Here is a 15,705-nt window from a genome sequence, read left to right as displayed (position 1 = left end):
GGCTTCTCCTTTTGATTCGTATTATTTTATAAATACAGACAATCAAAGAGGAAATGGTGATAGAAAAAGAAGCCTATCCAGGCGCAGTCATGCCCCTTCTTATTATGCAAATCGCTGAATAAAGGTTTCCCTAAGCAGGCAGACCACTTCCATTTACTCTGCGAACGTGCAGAGCCTTTGATTGTATGCTAGCAAGCGTTCAAAGCCTGGAATCGAAGTCTAATAGATGCTGTCATTGAGAAAACCCCCATTTCCTGAAAAGATAGATTTAACGTATCACACAAATGAGATCAAATCAACGAGTGGGAACGTTACATAATGACTCATAACCGTGACAAAAACACACCCGCTGCAAGCCCCGAGCGAATGGCATGCTCGGCTTTAGAGGCAGAGGATTTGCTGTCTCCCTTACATGCATCTCCTCCAATGAGCAGCGGTTTGTTCTCTCCCACATTCAAAAAAGAACGTTCGATCTGCTTAATAGCCTGAGCATAGCGCCATCTTTTCACCTGAACGCTGAGTATGTCAGGTTCATAGCCTAAAGCTGTTCGAATAGATGGCATGACCTGTGCCAGAATCTCATCATCTGACAGATTGTAATGAAGAGATGACCACTCATGATCCATATGAACCGTTAAAGCACCGGTTTCACTGATGCCTTTTGCGCGGTTATCAGCCATCCAGGATATTACACCCGGAACAGGCTCCTTTTTATAGGAAAGACCTGATTCTCCGGAAAGCTCCATTAAAACGGCAAGGCAGGGAACGTATTTGACGCTTTCAAGCTCGTTTCGCTGTCCGGCTTTAAGTTTCACATTTCCCGCATCAAGAAGCTTCAAGGTTTGAGGGAGAGGACAGGTCATGAGAAGGGAGCGGGCCTTCACTGAAAATGGCTCGTTCGTTTTATTATTCAATCCTTCAGCTGCATAATACTCTCCGTGATCCACTATTCTTTCAACCTCATACTCACACTCAACCCGAAGACCTTCAGCCACCCGCTTTGCCAGTCCGTTCATGCCTTTATCAGCCATAAACCTTACGGCGTTTTCCTCAAACCACGGCCGAATCCAGCTGCGCTGCTGCCAGTCTTCCAAAAGATCCTGGCCTTCCCTGCTGGAAGCAGAAAGGAACTGGGCACCATGATCAAACGTACCGCTTCCAATCCTCCTTGTGGCAAATCGTCCCCCGGGACTCCTTCCTTTATCAAGAAGAAGCACCTTGTTTTCAGAAAGCTCCTGCACCTTTTGGGCAGCCGTCAGACCGCTGATCCCCGCTCCGATGATTAAAACATCTTCAAGATTCATGAAGCACTCTCCTTTTTGCTTTTGGTTTTATTATAGGAGAGTTTTGGATTGTTATAAAAGATAAAGTGGTTTCTAGCTCTCACCCTGCCTGAAAGGAATTTTTCATTTAAATAACTTCCAAAATAAGAAATATATAGTATAATTAATAGGTATTTAATAATAGGTATAAAGGAGGTGTTAGGATGAACATACGTTTACAAAATGAGGCAGGTGTAGTAAAAGAGGTTAAGCTGGGATTTAGCTGGACAACCTTTTTCTTCGGTTTTTTTCCTGCTCTTTTTAGAGGAGATCTGAAATGGGCTACGATCATGTTTGTTACGGCTGCTTTAGTTGGTGTATTTACTCTAGGTTTCGGTGCATGGGTTCCAGGAATTATTTTTTCATTTATCTATAACAAAATTTATATAAAAGACCTTTTAGAAAAGGGATACCGTCCTGCTGATGAGCATACACAGTCAGAGCTCGGTTCAAAAGGAATTATTTCATTATCAAAATCAGAAAAACCTCATTCTGCTTGAGGTCAAACCCACGCACGCAGTTTGTGCGTATTTTTTATATATTCAAAATGGAGGAATCACATTTGATTATACTTAAAGAGCGCCGCGAATCGCTCGAGTTAACCATATACAGAAGTCTTTCTCGAAGACAGCAGCTTCCATCAGAAGAGCAGCGGAACTATGAAAACCTGGAAAAAGGATACCTTGGCGAAAAGTGGTTTGATGCATGGATTGTAAAAAACGTAAATACAGGCATTCTCCTTGCTGACCTTTTATTCAAAACAAACCATTCACACCATCAAACAGATACCCTTCTGATAACACCTGATAAGCTCTATCTTTTTGAAATAAAAAACAACGAAGGCGATTACTTAATGGATGGTGAAAGATGGACCTCGACTAGCACTCTTGAAATAAAGAATCCTCTTTTACAATTAAAAATAAACGATTCTCTCTTCAGAAGACTGCTTCAAGAACAACAATTCTCCATACCTTCAGAAGCTTATTTGGTATTTGTTAATCCCGACTTTCACCTCTATCACTCTTCCCCTGAACAGCCCATCCTTTTCCTGTCAAAGTTGAACCGTTTCGCAGAGAAACTGAATAAAAAAACACTTCCTTTAAAGAGTTTCCACACAAAGCTTGCTGAAAAACTAGTATCCCTCCATCTAACAAAATCTCCTTATATGACTTTGCCTGAATACCGCTATGAACAGTTGCAGAAAGGAATGATTTGTGCAGCGTGCGGCAAGTTTTTTAGTGTATTGCTGAAAAAAAACTGTGTCTGCTTTCACTGCGGCGGAAAGGAAGATTACAAAAAAGCGGTCCTTAGAAATACAGAAGAATTCAGGATACTGTTCCCGGATAAAGCTGTAACTGTTCAACAAATCTTTGAATGGTGTTCCATTATTAAACATAAAACCACCATCCGAAATGTTCTGCGCAGCAACTATAAGAAAGCGGGCGAAGGCAGAAATACTGTTTATATTCCTTAAAATCATGAGGACTTTGAATTTCATATGCTATCTTTCAGTGGACACTCTCTTTTAACGTACGATACTGCTGCTTTCTTATGTTATCTTTCAGTGGACACTCTCTTTTAACGTACGAAACTGCTGTTTTCTTATGCTATCTTTCAGTGGACACTCTCTTTTAACGTACGATACTGCTGCTTTCTTATGTTATCTTTCAGTGGACACTCTCTTTTAACGTACGAAACTGCTGTTTTCTTATGCTATCTTTCAGTGGACACTCTCTTTTAACGTACGATACTGCTGCTTTCTTATGTTATCTTTCAGTGGACACTCTCTTTAGCGTACGATCCTGCTGCTTCCTTATGCTATCTTTCGGTGGACACTCTCTTTTAGCGTAGGATACTGCTGCTTTCTTATGCTATCTTTCGGTGGACACTCTCTTTTAACGTACGATCCCGCTGCTTTCTTATGCTATCTCTTTGCGCGCATCGATTAAATCTTTTCCAAGAAACATCCAAACTGGAGTCCACCCACAAAACGTTCTATAATGTGACATATTCCAATGAACGGGGTGTCAGCATATGCAGCTTCAGCAAATCGCCTATCAGTTTGATGACTATCCTTCTCTCTTGTTTGTACCGGCAGGCCGCAAGTATCCGGAGATCCGCTCGATCGGCCATAAAGAGGAACGCGCGGCACTGTCAAGGCTGCAGCAGGCAGCCGCGCAGGAACTCCAGTCAGTTCCTGAAGAAGAGATGACCCTTTTAAAAACCTTTCTTGGAACAAACCGGCCTTCTATTCCTCTTCCGGTCTACAAACAGGAACGGCTCTATCCGCACCTGATCAGGCCTGAAATGTTTCTCTGGAAAAAACATTCCGTTCAGCGCGGACTCCCCATCAACAGCAGCTATTTTTATCCGGAGGTCTATGGCACCTTATCAGCTCAAGAACTCTCCAGGCATGTGAAAAAAGTGGTGCAGGAGTACCTGTTTTGCGCACGGCTGAATAAATTTGAACGCAAACACTGGCTTGAGAAAATAAGCACCGCCTACACGCAGCATCCTTTGATCAAATTAGCATCAAGCAAAGAGGCTGTCATACATGCGGTCGAAATCATGAATAAATCTTCCCTGCTCGGCGTCCTGAAATATCCGGAAGATATCGCCTATTGGCGGCACCGCGTCGAAATTGTCATGAGGCCGTATCGCAGCATTCCGAAAGCCTGGCAATGGACGGTCTGCAGCCACGAAAAAGAGCTTGCGCTGCATGCGGATTCAGATTCGATTATCTGCACATGCAGCACCTGCCGCTACTCAGTTTCCTATCATGTTCCAAAGGAAGGAGCAACCCTTCCGGATGAAGTCAATATCCCACAGGCAACAAAGCGAATCGCAACCATCGAACGGCAGTTTAACGAAATCGCGGTTCAATCTAAAGAAACGATGGAAAAGCTTTACGCTTTGAAGGAGATCCAAACCGATTTGGAGCAGCACGCTCCAATCATCAAACAGATACAAGACCTTAAAACCCGGCTTGGGAATGAGACGGCAAACCATCCTGCGACAGCAATCTATACAGAGATTGAGCAGCTGGTCTTTCCGGATACAATCCAGCCTGACTTGCTCAGTCTATCAAGCGTTTCTGTGCCCGATGCATCTGTCCTTAAAAAAGCAGAAACCTGGAAAAAACAGCTCGCACATGACCTTGGAGAAAGCCTTGAGCAGCATCTTGAAACACTTCAGGAGCTCTCCGAAAAACACAAGCCGCGACCAAATGATATCATCTTTGAAATCAAAGGTTTCCGGCTGCTTAGATCGGAATACGAAAAAATCCAGCTTTTCCTGCAGGAAGAGACTGTCCCAAACCACATGCTCGTGCAGATCCTTAAAGGAGAAGCCACAAGCAAAATCCGGCGCAGCGGCTTCCATGAAGCTGAAGTCTTCGGCCTTTTAAACGAATGGCCGGCGAAATATATCACAAAAGCCATCATAAAAAGCTGCTGAGGTCATCAGCAGCTTTTTACTTTAAATTCTTCTCCTGTCTCATGATATACAGCCACATAGACCCGTATGTCACAAAGAGCAGCAGGAGAAACACGGGTACAGATAGAACATCGCGTATCAGCATCTCGCATCCTCCTTTACTTTAGGTTTCCCCATGAAAACGGGAAGAATAAGTAAAAAAGAACGACTGATAAAACAGATATCAAAATAGCAATAGAAGGCTTCCTGTAATGAACCGTCAGAACAAGAAACAACATCAAATTCAGCGGGATATTCAGCCATCCGTTCCACCCGTTATCATACACGTACATGCCTTTGTGCGAAAAAATCCACTCCAGCGCCGTGTAAAAGGCCGTCCAGACCGCTATGTAGATCCACTGATTTCTTCTATTAGCAGGAAATCTCTGAAGATAAATAATCAGTCCCATCGGACAGATGAAAAAAGTAAAAGCGGCATTAATAATGGAATGGTTCAGCCATTCTGCCGTCACTCCTCTGAATGCCCAAAGCGTGTGGTCGTAATAAAAATAATTGTACGTCATATTCACGACAATAAAAAAAAGCACCGTCGGATACTGCTTCTCCCATTGTTTCCAATCGATAAATTTATAAGCAAATAAGATCCAGACTGCGATTACAAGCAAAAGATACATTGATTCACCCCAAACGTTTGATCATACTTGCATTCTTAACGCATTACGGGGGTTGTATACTTACTCACAGCAAAAAGGAGCATTGCCCCGGGCAATGCACCTTTTCCTGCTTATAGTTGTCCAAATCCCCTTGTTTTTGGGGTCCTAGCTATAAACGAGTTCTTTTTTTTTCACAAGACCAAGCGTCTGTCCGGTCGATTCTTCCATTTTGCGGAAAAGCTCAGGATGATCCGACAGGGACAGGCCGTAGGAAGGAATCATTTCCTTCAGCTTCGGCTCCCATGCTGTCATGTGCTGCGGGAAGCATTTTTCAAAGACCTCGAGCATGACATGAACAGCCGTTGAAGCACCAGGAGATGCTCCAAGAAGAGCAGCGACAGAACCGTCTGCAGCACTCACCACTTCTGTACCGAACTGAAGCGTTCCTTTGCCGGCATCCGTATCTTTGATGACCTGAACGCGCTGGCCCGCTACCACGATATCCCATTCCTCGTTTTTGGCGTTCGGAATGAATTCTCGCAGCTCATCCATGCGTTTTTCATGCGACAGCATGACCTGCTGAATCAGATACTTGGTCAGCGCCATCTCTTTCACGCCTGCAGCAAGCATCGTCATCAGATTGTTCGGCTTGACTGAGCTGATCAGATCAAGGTTGGAACCCGTTTTTAGGAACTTTGGCGAAAATCCCGCAAACGGTCCGAAAAGCAGGGATTTTTTCCCGTCGATGTACCGTGTGTCAAGATGCGGAACCGACATCGGCGGAGCGCCGACCTTTGCCTTGCCGTACACTTTCGCGTGATGCTTCGCAATAACATCCGGATTCTTGCAGACGAGGAACAGTCCGCTGACAGGGAAGCCCCCGATCTGCTTCGACTCCGGAATACCTGTTTTCTGCAGCAGATGCAGACTGCCGCCTCCGCCTCCGATAAACACGAATTTCGCCCGGTGGCGCTCAACCTGTCCGAAACCGTTCTTCACTTTCAGTTCCCATGAACCGTCACGCGTGCGCTTTAAGTCCTCGACACTGTGCTTGTAGTGGACCTCCACATTTTTTCTCTCCAAATGATCGAAGAGCATACGGGTTAAAGCCCCGAAGTTTACATCCGTACCTGAATCGATTTTCGTCGCTGCAATCGGCTCGGACGATGTGCGTCCTTCCATCATAAGCGGAATCCATTCCCTCAGCTTTTGATGGTCGCTTGAAAATTCCATCCCGTGAAACAGCGGGTTGTCTGATAACGCTTCCAATCTTTTTTTCAGAAACGCAACATTTTTTTCCCCTTCCACAAAGCTCATATGCGGAATCGGCATGATAAAATCCTCAGGACTTCGGATCAGATTCCGTTTGACCAAGTAGGACCAGAACTGTCTGGAAAGCTGGAACTGCTCATTCACCTTCACAGCCTTGCCGATATCAATCGAACCGTCCGCTTTTTCCGATGTATAGTTAAGCTCGCACAGCGCAGCATGACCCGTACCTGCATTGTTCCACTCATTCGAGCTCTCTTCACCCGGACTTCCGAGTTTTTCAAATACTTTAATGTTCCACTCTGGCGCTACCTCTTTCAGCATCGCTCCAAGAGTTGCACTCATGACCCCGGCACCAATTAGAACCACGTCTGTTTTGTTCTTTAAGCTGCTCATACTACCCATCCTTATCCCCTAAATTTGCAAAAACGAGCAGGCTACCGCATAAACATGCAGGAAGCCACCTTTGAACATACACAAGTCTTCTGAATATCAGTTTATCACAGTCTATTATGAATAGATTAAATTTTACTATTATCTGATAATTATAAACCATTTCCGGGCGGTTAAAAAGGATAAGTTCTCAGCGGATATGCAATTCCCCAATTATTGTATGATTTTTTCCGGCAAAAAAGACTTATTCGGACATCCCGTGCCGGGGAACTGACATTTACACATATTGTATATTTTAAAGATTCATGTATAATGTATCTAAATGATATATATCTTTTAGATAGGGTGAACAGAATTGAAAACCTACAGCGATACGACCTACGCCATTCTAGGCATCTTAACGACAGACTGCAGAACCGGCTATGATATAAAGCAGCTGATCGACAGGAGTCTGACCCATTTCTGGAAAATCAGCTACGGGCAAATCTATCCGACTCTTAAAACCATCGTCGAAGAGGAACTGGCAACCGTCACGATCACCTCTCAGCCGTCGAAACCGGAGCGAAAGGAATATCATCTCACGGCAAAAGGGAAGGAAACGCTTAAGAACTGGCTTGAAGAACCGATTAAACAAATCCCTGCAGAGCGCAATGAAATGCTGCTCAAATTGTTTTTCGGACGCCATCAGTCCAAAGAAAACACGGTAAGGGTTTTAAAGGATTATAAGACAAATCTGGAAGCCCGGTACCTTACATATACAAGCATCGAAGAAAGCATTACGGCCCATAAAGATCACGCAGAAGATGCCGTCTATTGGCTCTTCACACTGGATTACGGAAAACGAATGACAAAGGCGGCAATTGAATGGTGCATGTTTACTCTTGAACAGCTGGTAAAAGAGGAGGAATAAGAATGGTTCAAAGGGTGAATGCAGGGAGGTACACGACAGACAACCAGGAAAACATCGTTGTTTTTCTGATCGGAATGAGGGTAAACAAGCGACTCGCCCTGCACAAGTGGCTTCCGGTCTTTTTTGCCATGCCGGGAATGATCAGGGAGCTTTATATGAACAAGGATGAATTAGGCTTCCTGTCCATGGAAAGCTATTTCGGTCTTAGAACAACGGTCATGATTCAATATTGGCGCTCAACAGAGGATCTGCTCGCATATGCAAGAAGCGATAAGCACATGACGGCATGGAAAAACTTCAATCAGAAGATCGGAAGCAATCCTTCAGTCGGCATATACCATGAAACCTATGAAGTAAAAGCCGGAAACTACGAATCGATCTATGGAAACATGCCTGCGTACGGCTTAGGAAAAGCACTCAGCTTTATTCCGATTGAAGCAAGCCGCGCCTCGGCAAAACAGCGGCTGACGAAAGAAGGAACTACCTCCTCCATTTAAACCGCAAAAGAGGCTGCAGACAATTGTCATGCAGCCTCTTTTCATCAGGTCAGGGACCTTTTTCTCGATGAATACAGCACATACAGCAAGATAAACCACACAGGCGTCAGCATCAGCGCCGGACGTGTCTCTTCCGCCACAAGCATCACGATGAGAATCAGCCCGAACAGCGCCAGCACGGCATAGTTGATGAACGGCGCAAACGGAGCCTTGAATTCAGACTTTGCATGCAGGTCCCCTCGGGTTCTCCGGTATTTGATGTGGCAGATTAAAATCACGCTCCACACCCAGATAAAGCAGATGGCGCTGATTGTCGTCACAATGCTGAAGGCCTGCTCGGGAATCAGCTTGCTTAGAAGCGCACCCGCTGACACAACGGCAGCCGAAAGCCACAGCGCGTTGCCGGGCACGTGCTGCTTTGTCAGCTTCCTCATGGAGGACGGCGCCTGGCCGCGTTTGCTCAGCGTGAACAAGATCCGGCTTGTCGAAAACAGGCCGCTGTTGCAGGCAGATGCTGCAGACGTCAGGACAACAAAATTAATGATTCCCGCAGCAAGCGGAATTCCGATGAGGCTGAACGTCTTCACAAAAGGACTCTCAGAAGCGTTCAGCTCGGTCCATGGATTGATGCTGAGCAGGACAATCAAAGCGCCGACGTAGAAAAACAGAATCCGAAGCGGAATCTTATTGATGGCAGACGGAATGTTTTTTCGCGGATTGGACGTTTCCGCGGCAGATACCCCGACCAGCTCCACCCCGACAAACGCAAACACAACCATTTGGAACGAAAGCAGAAATCCCGTCATGCCGTTCGGAAACAGGCCGCCGTGCTCCCACAGATTGCTTACCGAAACAGTTCCCGCATTTGTCTTGAACCCCATCACAATCAAAATCACCCCAACGACGATCAGCGCAAGGATCGTCACCACTTTGATCAGTGCAAACCAAAACTCGAGTTCCCCAAAAAGCTTCACCGTCAGCAGATTGAGCCCAAGCAGCAGAAGCAGGCACACAATGGCAGGAACCCACTGCGGAATGTCATACCAGTACTGCACATATACCCCGACCGCAATGACATCGGCCATCGCCGTCATGATCCAGCAGAACCAGTACGTCCACCCTGTTACAAACGCCGCCCGCGGGCCCAGATAATCCTCGGCAATATCCGTAAACGACTCATACCCCGCCTTTGACAGCAGGAGCTCCCCAAGCGCCCTCATCATGAAAAACAGTGCAACCCCGACAATCAAATATGCGAAAATAATGGATGGTCCCGCAAGCTGAATCGCCTTGCCCGACCCTAAAAACAACCCCGTTCCAATCGTTCCGCCTATTGCAATCAGCTGCACATGGCGGTTCGCCAAATCTCGTTTCAATTCCTGCTGTGCCATTTGTGAATTCCTCCTTCATAGATGTAAAAAACCCAATAAAAAAAGAGACGGGAAGACTCCCAATCTCTTTTTGAAGAATACCAAAATAGCATTTGCCGCCCGAAAAACGGGTACACCAAACTCTAAATCTATACTCTTCTGTCCTTTTGCCTGAGATTGTGAACCCTTCGGCGCCGCTAAAGCGGTCTCTCCAGAAGCTGCTCCGGCTGTAGTGTAATCCACAGCCATCATAGCCTGCTCTATTTTCTGAATAATGACTAATTGTAGGGGGTGTGGCATTCCTTGTCAACAGTCCTGCAATGCAAGGAAGAAAGTTCCACGCTCTAATTGATAATTATTTTCATTGACAACCCGTCATATTGAGGATAAATTAATGATAATGATAATTGTTATCAAATAAACTGGTACTAAGGAAGGAACGACAAATGAATACAAGACGCAAATTTTTAACACTGGCTCTTTCTATTATAGCTGTACTTATGATTGCGCTTGCAGGCTGCTCAAGCGAGCAATCAGGCACATCGGAAAAATCTTCTGAAAAGAAAGCTGATTCAAAAGGGGAAGATACACAATACCCAATCACGATCAAGCATGCATTCGGCGAAACGGTCATTGAAGAGAAGCCGGAACGCGTTGCAACCATTTCATGGGCAAACCATGATGTTGCACTTGCTTTAGGTGTGGTGCCGGTAGGTTTTTCAGCAGCAAACTACGGCATTCAGGATGACAGCGGCATGCTGCCATGGACGAAAGAGAAAGTGAAAGAACTCGGTGAAGACAATCCGAACATCTACCAGGATACAGACGGATTAGACTTTGAAGCGATCTCTGACTCACAGCCGGATGTGATTCTGGCCGCCTACTCAGGCATCACGCAGGAAGAATACGATACATTAAGTGAAATCGCACCGGTTGTGGCTTATAAGTCGGCCCCTTGGGTTGCTTCATGGCGCGAACAGGTCACCTACAATGCAATGGGTATGGGAATGGAAGAGGAAGGCAAAAAGCTGATTGCCGATACAGAAAAACTCATCAAGGAAAAAGCAGGGGAACACCCTGAACTTAAAGGGAAGAAAGCAGCATTCGTCAGCATTTCAGCTGATGATCTCTCCAAGTTTTACATATACACTCCAGCTGATCCGCGCGGAGAGTTCCTGAGCGAGCTTGGGATGGAATACCCTGAAAGCATTACGAGCCAGCTTAAGGATGAAGACGGTTTCTATCTTGAATTAAGTGCAGAGAATGCGGATATGCTGAACGGTGCTGAAATCCTTGTTTCTTATGGAAATGAAAATACGTTAAAAGCCTTACAGGAAGACCCGATCCTTGGAAAAATTCCTGCGGTTCAAAATGGATCTGTTGTCATCATTGGAGACAACACTCCGCTCGCTGCGGCCGGCAATCCAAACCCGCTTGCAATTGAATATTCCATCGATGAATACTTAACATTACTTTCAGAAGCTGCAAGCAAAGTAAAGTAACATGATGAACCAGTCCGTTACAGAAAAGAAGCAGCTGATGGTACCCAGACATTTCATAAAGGTTTTGATTTTTTCCCTCATTTTGCTCGGCTTATGCACAGCGGCTTCTCTTATGTTCGGGTCCCGTACGGTTGGATGGAAGGAACTCATGGACGGTCTGTTCCATCCTGACGTACAGTCCCACGGAGCAAATGTTGTCCGCCAGAGAATTGCACGGACGGTATTCAGCCTCATGTGCGGCGCGGCACTTGGCATCTCAGGCGCCCTCATGCAGTCTGTCACGCGCAATCCGATTGCAGATCCGAGCATTTTGGGAGTAAACACAGGGGCGGCACTCTTTGTCGTCTGCGGCATTACCTTTTTAAATATCAGTACGGCAGGCCACTATATCTGGCTTGCACTTGCGGGGGCAATCATAACGGCCATTTTTGTATTCGGAATCGGTTCAATGGGGAGTGGCGGAGCCACGCCCCTTAAACTCGTTTTAGCGGGTGCGGCCACAAGTGCAGCCTTATCATCGCTTGTGATGGCCATCATGATTCCCCGTTCAAGCGTCATGGATCAATTCCGTTATTGGCAGGTAGGGAGCGTCGGGGCAGGGAACTGGGATTCTATCTCTCTGTTTGTTCCGTTTCTTCTTACCGGAGTTCTGATTGCCGTCTTGTCGGCACCTGCGCTGAATGCACTTGCTTTAGGCGATGAAGCTGCCTCAGGTTTAGGCGTACGCACAGGCACGCTCAGGCTGTTTGCTGCTTTTGGCGGCGTCCTGCTGTGCGGGGCAGCAACGGCGCTGGCAGGTCCGATCGGCTTTATCGGTTTACTTTCCACTCACGTAATACGGCTCGTCATCGGTCCTGATTTGCGGTATGTCATTCCGATGTCCGCACTTTCAGGGGCCATTATTTTAACGATATCCGATGTGTGCGGAAGGCTTGCCGGAAGACCCGGCGAGCTTGAAGTTGGCGTCGTGACAGCCTTTATCGGGGCTCCCATCTTAATTCTACTAACTATGAAAGCGAAAATGCGTGCCTTATGATGAACGATACGATCAACCTTATTATGACAGGCAGAAAAAAGAGACGGCTCCGGTTTATCCTCGTGACTTCCCTTCTGGCAGTCATTGCGTTTGCCCTTTGCTGCGCCATGCTCATGCTCGGGAATACGATTTATCCCGTTCAGGATGTCATCCGTGTCCTGCTGGGGGAAAAAGTACAAGGAGCCACATTTACAGTAGGCACACTCCGGTTTCCGAGAATGATTGCAGGCTTGTTTGCCGGTTTTGCTTTTGGCGCTGCAGGAGCAGTCTTCCAGACGATGCTGCGAAACCCGCTGGCGAACCCGAATGTCATCGGGATAACAGCCGGCTCAAGTGCAGCCGCCGTTTTTTGCATCGTTGTCCTTCATGCAAGCAATACTCTCGTTTCCATTGCTTCTATTTTTGGCGGCCTTGCCGCAGTACTCGTTATTTTCCTGTTATCAAAAGGATCCTCTTTTTCAATCGGCCGGCTGATCTTGATCGGCATCGGCATTCAGGCCATGCTTGATGCCCTGATTTCTTACCTGCTGCTAATCGGACAGGAACACGACATTCCAACAGCCATGAGGTGGCTGAGCGGAAGCCTGAACGGATCGAAGATGGAGACCCTCTATCCTCTGATCATCGCAGTTCTGGTTTTCACTCCCGTTCTCATTGGACTCGGAAAGCGTCTCGACATGCTTGAGCTCGGGGAGGAGGCAGCCTCATCTTTAGGTGTAAATACTGATCAAACACGACTGACCCTGATTATCAGCTCTGTCCTAATGATTGCACTTGCTACCGCTGCAACAGGACCGATCGCGTTTGTCGCATTCCTTTCCGGACCGATCGCAAAAAGACTGACAGGTGCCGGATTTTCACCGATTATTCCGGCAGGTCTTACAGGCATCATCCTTGTGCTCGCATCTGACCTTGTTGGACAGTTTGCCTTTACTGCCAGGTACCCAGTCGGCGTCATCACCGGCATCCTTGGAGCGCCATACTTAATTTACCTGCTGATCCGAATGAACCGGAAAGGAGATTTATAATGAAACCGGCACTTACCTTTAAATCCGAACAAATCACGGCTGGATACGAGAACAACCTCATCCTTCATGATGTCAGCCTCTCGATTCCAAGCAATAAAATCAGCATCATGATCGGAGCAAACGGCTGCGGAAAATCCACCCTGCTCAAAACGATGGCAAGGCTCATTAAACCCGTTTCCGGGCAAGTCACTCTTAACGGAAAACCCATCAGCAAGATCCCGCCAAAACAGCTTGCAAGAGTGCTCGGGCTATTGCCCCAATCCCCGATCGTCCCTGAGGGGATAACTGTTGCTGACCTGGTAGGACGCGGAAGGTACCCTCATCAGACGTTTCTGAAAGGCTGGACAAAAAAGGACTATGAAGCGGTCGCCGAAGCCATGGAAATCATGAACATCACAGAATTTGCCGACCGCAGCATCGACGAGCTTTCAGGCGGCCAAAGACAGCGTGTCTGGATAGCCATGGCTCTCGCGCAGCAAACGGACATCCTGTTTCTCGACGAACCGACAACCTATCTGGATATCACCTATCAGATCGAAATTCTTGATCTGCTGACAGACCTGAACAGGAAGCACGGCACGACCATCGTCATGGTCCTTCATGACATCAACCTGTCCGCCCGCTATGCAGACCACATCTTTGCCCTTCAGCAGGGACGGCTTGTCGCGGAAGGCACACCTTCAGAGGTCATCACAAGCACATTGATCAAAGACATCTTCGGCCTCAACTGCACCGTCATACCGGACCCGGTCTCGGGCTCTCCGTCTGTGGTGCCGATTGGAAGACATCATGTGAAGAGGGAATGCAGTGTGTATTGACGGTTTATAAAAAGGGGATGAATCGGCTAGGATATAAAGGAAGGAAACCGTTAGATATAGGTTTTCTTCCTTTTTTTAATGGCTGACAGCATACAGGCCTTAAAACTCTACGTGAACAACATCTGGCTCTCTGCCTCGTTTTGTCAGGATAACAACCGCTTCATAATCGCTTTTCCATTCAACAGAAATCTCATCCGGTATTTTTGTTTTCACTATGCTTTTGTTACCGTAGTTGATTCTGATGGAAGGGGAAGGAAAATCGTCTCTTTTGACAATCTCGATTGAGTTTACCTGATTAGGAGATTCACTTACTTTCAACCGGGTTTCCTGAGGGGATAAAACGTACCAGGCCGCTGTTGAAAGGATCAGGATTCCTAAAATGACGGCAACTAAAAAACACCCGATTTTGGTGGTAAGCTTCGTTTTTTCCCGTTCTAATTTTTCATTGTCATTCCAATCCATAGCCTTGTCCTTTCTTTCCATAACTTGATCTTCTAAAACAAAAAAGTCACAGCCGTTTCACTGTGACCCTGATATCTTTTCATTCTTTACGGCGAAATATGAAGCACACAAAAGGAAAAGTATTCCCAGCCCCCATCCCACTATCACTGAATACTCAAACAAACCCTTTGCCGCCATTCCGCCCGTAATGGATGCTGTAAAAAGCATAAGAAACATAACTGTATAGTTTTTCTTCATTGATCCGCTCACCTCGTATCACCATTATACCAGTATTGGAAATGTAACCCAAAACGCTAATTGTAAAAAAGAGCGCAGTAATCCCATGTGGTTCCCTTTTGTCTCTCATCATTAAGCTCCTAAAGGCACACTTCTTTACCACAACTGCGTTTCAAAACAAAATGTGAAACTTTTTCCATATCTTTTCGTATTTCTACTTAGACTGATTTCATAAACAACTAGAAATAGAGGAGCAGATCCACTTGAAAATTCCCTTCTTATTATCTATTATTTTTATCCTTTCATTTGTCGTTCTTTATTGGTTTTTCACCCGTGAAAACAAAAAAGACAAGGAAAAAGACAGTCCGCTAGCGCTGATCAGCATGGCAATACTGTTTTCAGTATTAAGCACCCTGGTGTTTGCTTTTTTCCTGTTTGTGATAATAGGTTCCATGAAGGTAGTCGACAGTGTCTTTTCATTACAGATTGATACCGGCCAGCTGCTCATTGTCGGAACCAGTTACCTTATTTATTGGCTCACCATCGACTCGATCTTTAGTAAGATTTTCGACTACCTGATGGGTGATACCATTTACAGCAATTTATCCCTGTCCTTGTCTAGAGCAGCAGCGTTTTACATAATCGGAATTTTTACTAACTTGAGTGAAGACATCAATCTGACTCTATCAATCGGAGTCGCTCTTATTTTGTTAGTGATTGATACTTCGTATTCTTTTTACTCTAAGAAACCTAAGATTAAAGCATGACAATGTCACATTTAGAACCTTAAACAA

General features: G+C 45.9%; 15 protein-coding genes and 1 riboswitch. Of the genes, 10 read left to right on the top strand and 5 right to left on the bottom strand.

Going from position 1 to position 15,705, the window contains the following annotated elements; translation table 11 throughout:
- Positions 1-323: 323 nt before the first annotated feature.
- Positions 324-1,304 carry an FAD-dependent oxidoreductase gene (locus MHB63_09295; GenBank protein ID MEK3806720.1) on the bottom strand — a complete coding sequence of 327 codons (981 nt, stop codon included), beginning with the start codon at positions 1,302-1,304 and terminating at the stop codon, positions 324-326.
- Positions 1,305-1,486: 182 nt separating this feature from the next.
- Between MHB63_09295 and MHB63_09290 the strand changes: the two genes are divergently transcribed.
- From MHB63_09290 to MHB63_09280, 3 genes are all read left to right on the top strand, one after another.
- A complete protein-coding gene (locus tag MHB63_09290; protein MEK3806719.1) occupies positions 1,487-1,822 on the top strand; it encodes a DUF2628 domain-containing protein in 336 nt (111 codons plus the stop codon).
- 62 nt (positions 1,823-1,884) lie between these two features.
- On the top strand, positions 1,885-2,796 hold the full coding sequence (locus MHB63_09285; protein ID MEK3806718.1) for an NERD domain-containing protein: 912 nt from the start codon (positions 1,885-1,887) through the stop codon (positions 2,794-2,796).
- 560 nt (positions 2,797-3,356) lie between these two features.
- Positions 3,357-4,778, top strand: coding sequence for an RQC-minor-2 family DNA-binding protein (locus MHB63_09280; GenBank protein MEK3806717.1), 1,422 nt, complete (start codon positions 3,357-3,359; stop codon positions 4,776-4,778).
- A 137-nt stretch (positions 4,779-4,915) separates the two neighbouring features.
- On the opposite strand, the gene MHB63_09275 is transcribed toward MHB63_09280, so the two are convergent.
- A complete protein-coding gene (locus MHB63_09275; protein ID MEK3806716.1) occupies positions 4,916-5,431 on the bottom strand; it encodes a CBO0543 family protein in 516 nt (171 codons plus the stop codon).
- Between the two features lie 144 nt (positions 5,432-5,575).
- The gene (locus tag MHB63_09270) at positions 5,576-7,075 is read right to left on the bottom strand and encodes a malate:quinone oxidoreductase (protein ID MEK3806715.1); all 1,500 of its coding nucleotides are present in this window, start codon (positions 7,073-7,075) and stop codon (positions 5,576-5,578) included.
- 352 nt (positions 7,076-7,427) lie between these two features.
- On the opposite strand from MHB63_09270, the gene MHB63_09265 reads away from it, so the two are divergent.
- Positions 7,428-7,982, top strand: coding sequence for a PadR family transcriptional regulator (locus tag MHB63_09265; protein ID MEK3806714.1), 555 nt, complete (start codon positions 7,428-7,430; stop codon positions 7,980-7,982).
- 2 nt (positions 7,983-7,984) lie between these two features.
- On the top strand, positions 7,985-8,479 hold the full coding sequence (locus MHB63_09260; GenBank protein MEK3806713.1) for a DUF4188 domain-containing protein: 495 nt from the start codon (positions 7,985-7,987) through the stop codon (positions 8,477-8,479).
- 44 nt (positions 8,480-8,523) lie between these two features.
- Here MHB63_09260 and MHB63_09255 read toward each other — a convergent pair whose 3' ends face one another.
- Positions 8,524-9,870: an amino acid permease gene (locus MHB63_09255; protein ID MEK3806712.1), complete on the bottom strand. Its 1,347-nt coding sequence runs from the start codon at positions 9,868-9,870 to the stop codon at positions 8,524-8,526.
- Between the two features lie 128 nt (positions 9,871-9,998).
- A riboswitch (glycine riboswitch) is annotated at positions 9,999-10,074 on the bottom strand.
- A 221-nt stretch (positions 10,075-10,295) separates the two neighbouring features.
- On the opposite strand from MHB63_09255, the gene MHB63_09250 reads away from it, so the two are divergent.
- From MHB63_09250 to MHB63_09235, 4 genes are read left to right on the top strand one after another with little or no spacing between them, the layout of a single operon-like run.
- A complete protein-coding gene (locus tag MHB63_09250; protein MEK3806711.1) occupies positions 10,296-11,351 on the top strand; it encodes an iron-siderophore ABC transporter substrate-binding protein in 1,056 nt (351 codons plus the stop codon).
- Position 11,352: 1 nt separating this feature from the next.
- Entirely contained in the window at positions 11,353-12,387 is a 1,035-nt protein-coding gene (locus MHB63_09245; GenBank protein ID MEK3806710.1) for an iron ABC transporter permease, read from the top strand.
- Entirely contained in the window at positions 12,384-13,415 is a 1,032-nt protein-coding gene (locus MHB63_09240; protein ID MEK3806709.1) for an iron chelate uptake ABC transporter family permease subunit, read from the top strand. Before MHB63_09245 ends, MHB63_09240 begins: the two co-directional genes overlap by 4 nt.
- On the top strand, positions 13,415-14,233 hold the full coding sequence (locus tag MHB63_09235) for an ABC transporter ATP-binding protein (protein ID MEK3806708.1): 819 nt from the start codon (positions 13,415-13,417) through the stop codon (positions 14,231-14,233). Before MHB63_09240 ends, MHB63_09235 begins: the two co-directional genes overlap by 1 nt.
- 99 nt (positions 14,234-14,332) lie before the next feature.
- Here MHB63_09235 and MHB63_09230 read toward each other — a convergent pair whose 3' ends face one another.
- The gene (locus tag MHB63_09230) at positions 14,333-14,716 is read right to left on the bottom strand and encodes a hypothetical protein (GenBank protein MEK3806707.1); all 384 of its coding nucleotides are present in this window, start codon (positions 14,714-14,716) and stop codon (positions 14,333-14,335) included.
- 458 nt (positions 14,717-15,174) lie between these two features.
- Here MHB63_09230 and MHB63_09225 point away from each other — a divergent pair, with 458 nt between their 5' ends.
- Positions 15,175-15,678 carry a hypothetical protein gene (locus MHB63_09225; GenBank protein MEK3806706.1) on the top strand — a complete coding sequence of 168 codons (504 nt, stop codon included), beginning with the start codon at positions 15,175-15,177 and terminating at the stop codon, positions 15,676-15,678.
- The last annotated feature ends 27 nt before the right edge of the window (positions 15,679-15,705 follow it).

The organism is Bacillus sp. FSL H8-0547 (assembly GCA_038002745.1).
GTDB lineage: Bacteria > Bacillota > Bacilli > Bacillales > Bacillaceae > Bacillus_P.
Note: the sequence above shows the minus strand (reverse complement) of the source record. Positions and strands in the feature narration are given on the sequence as shown.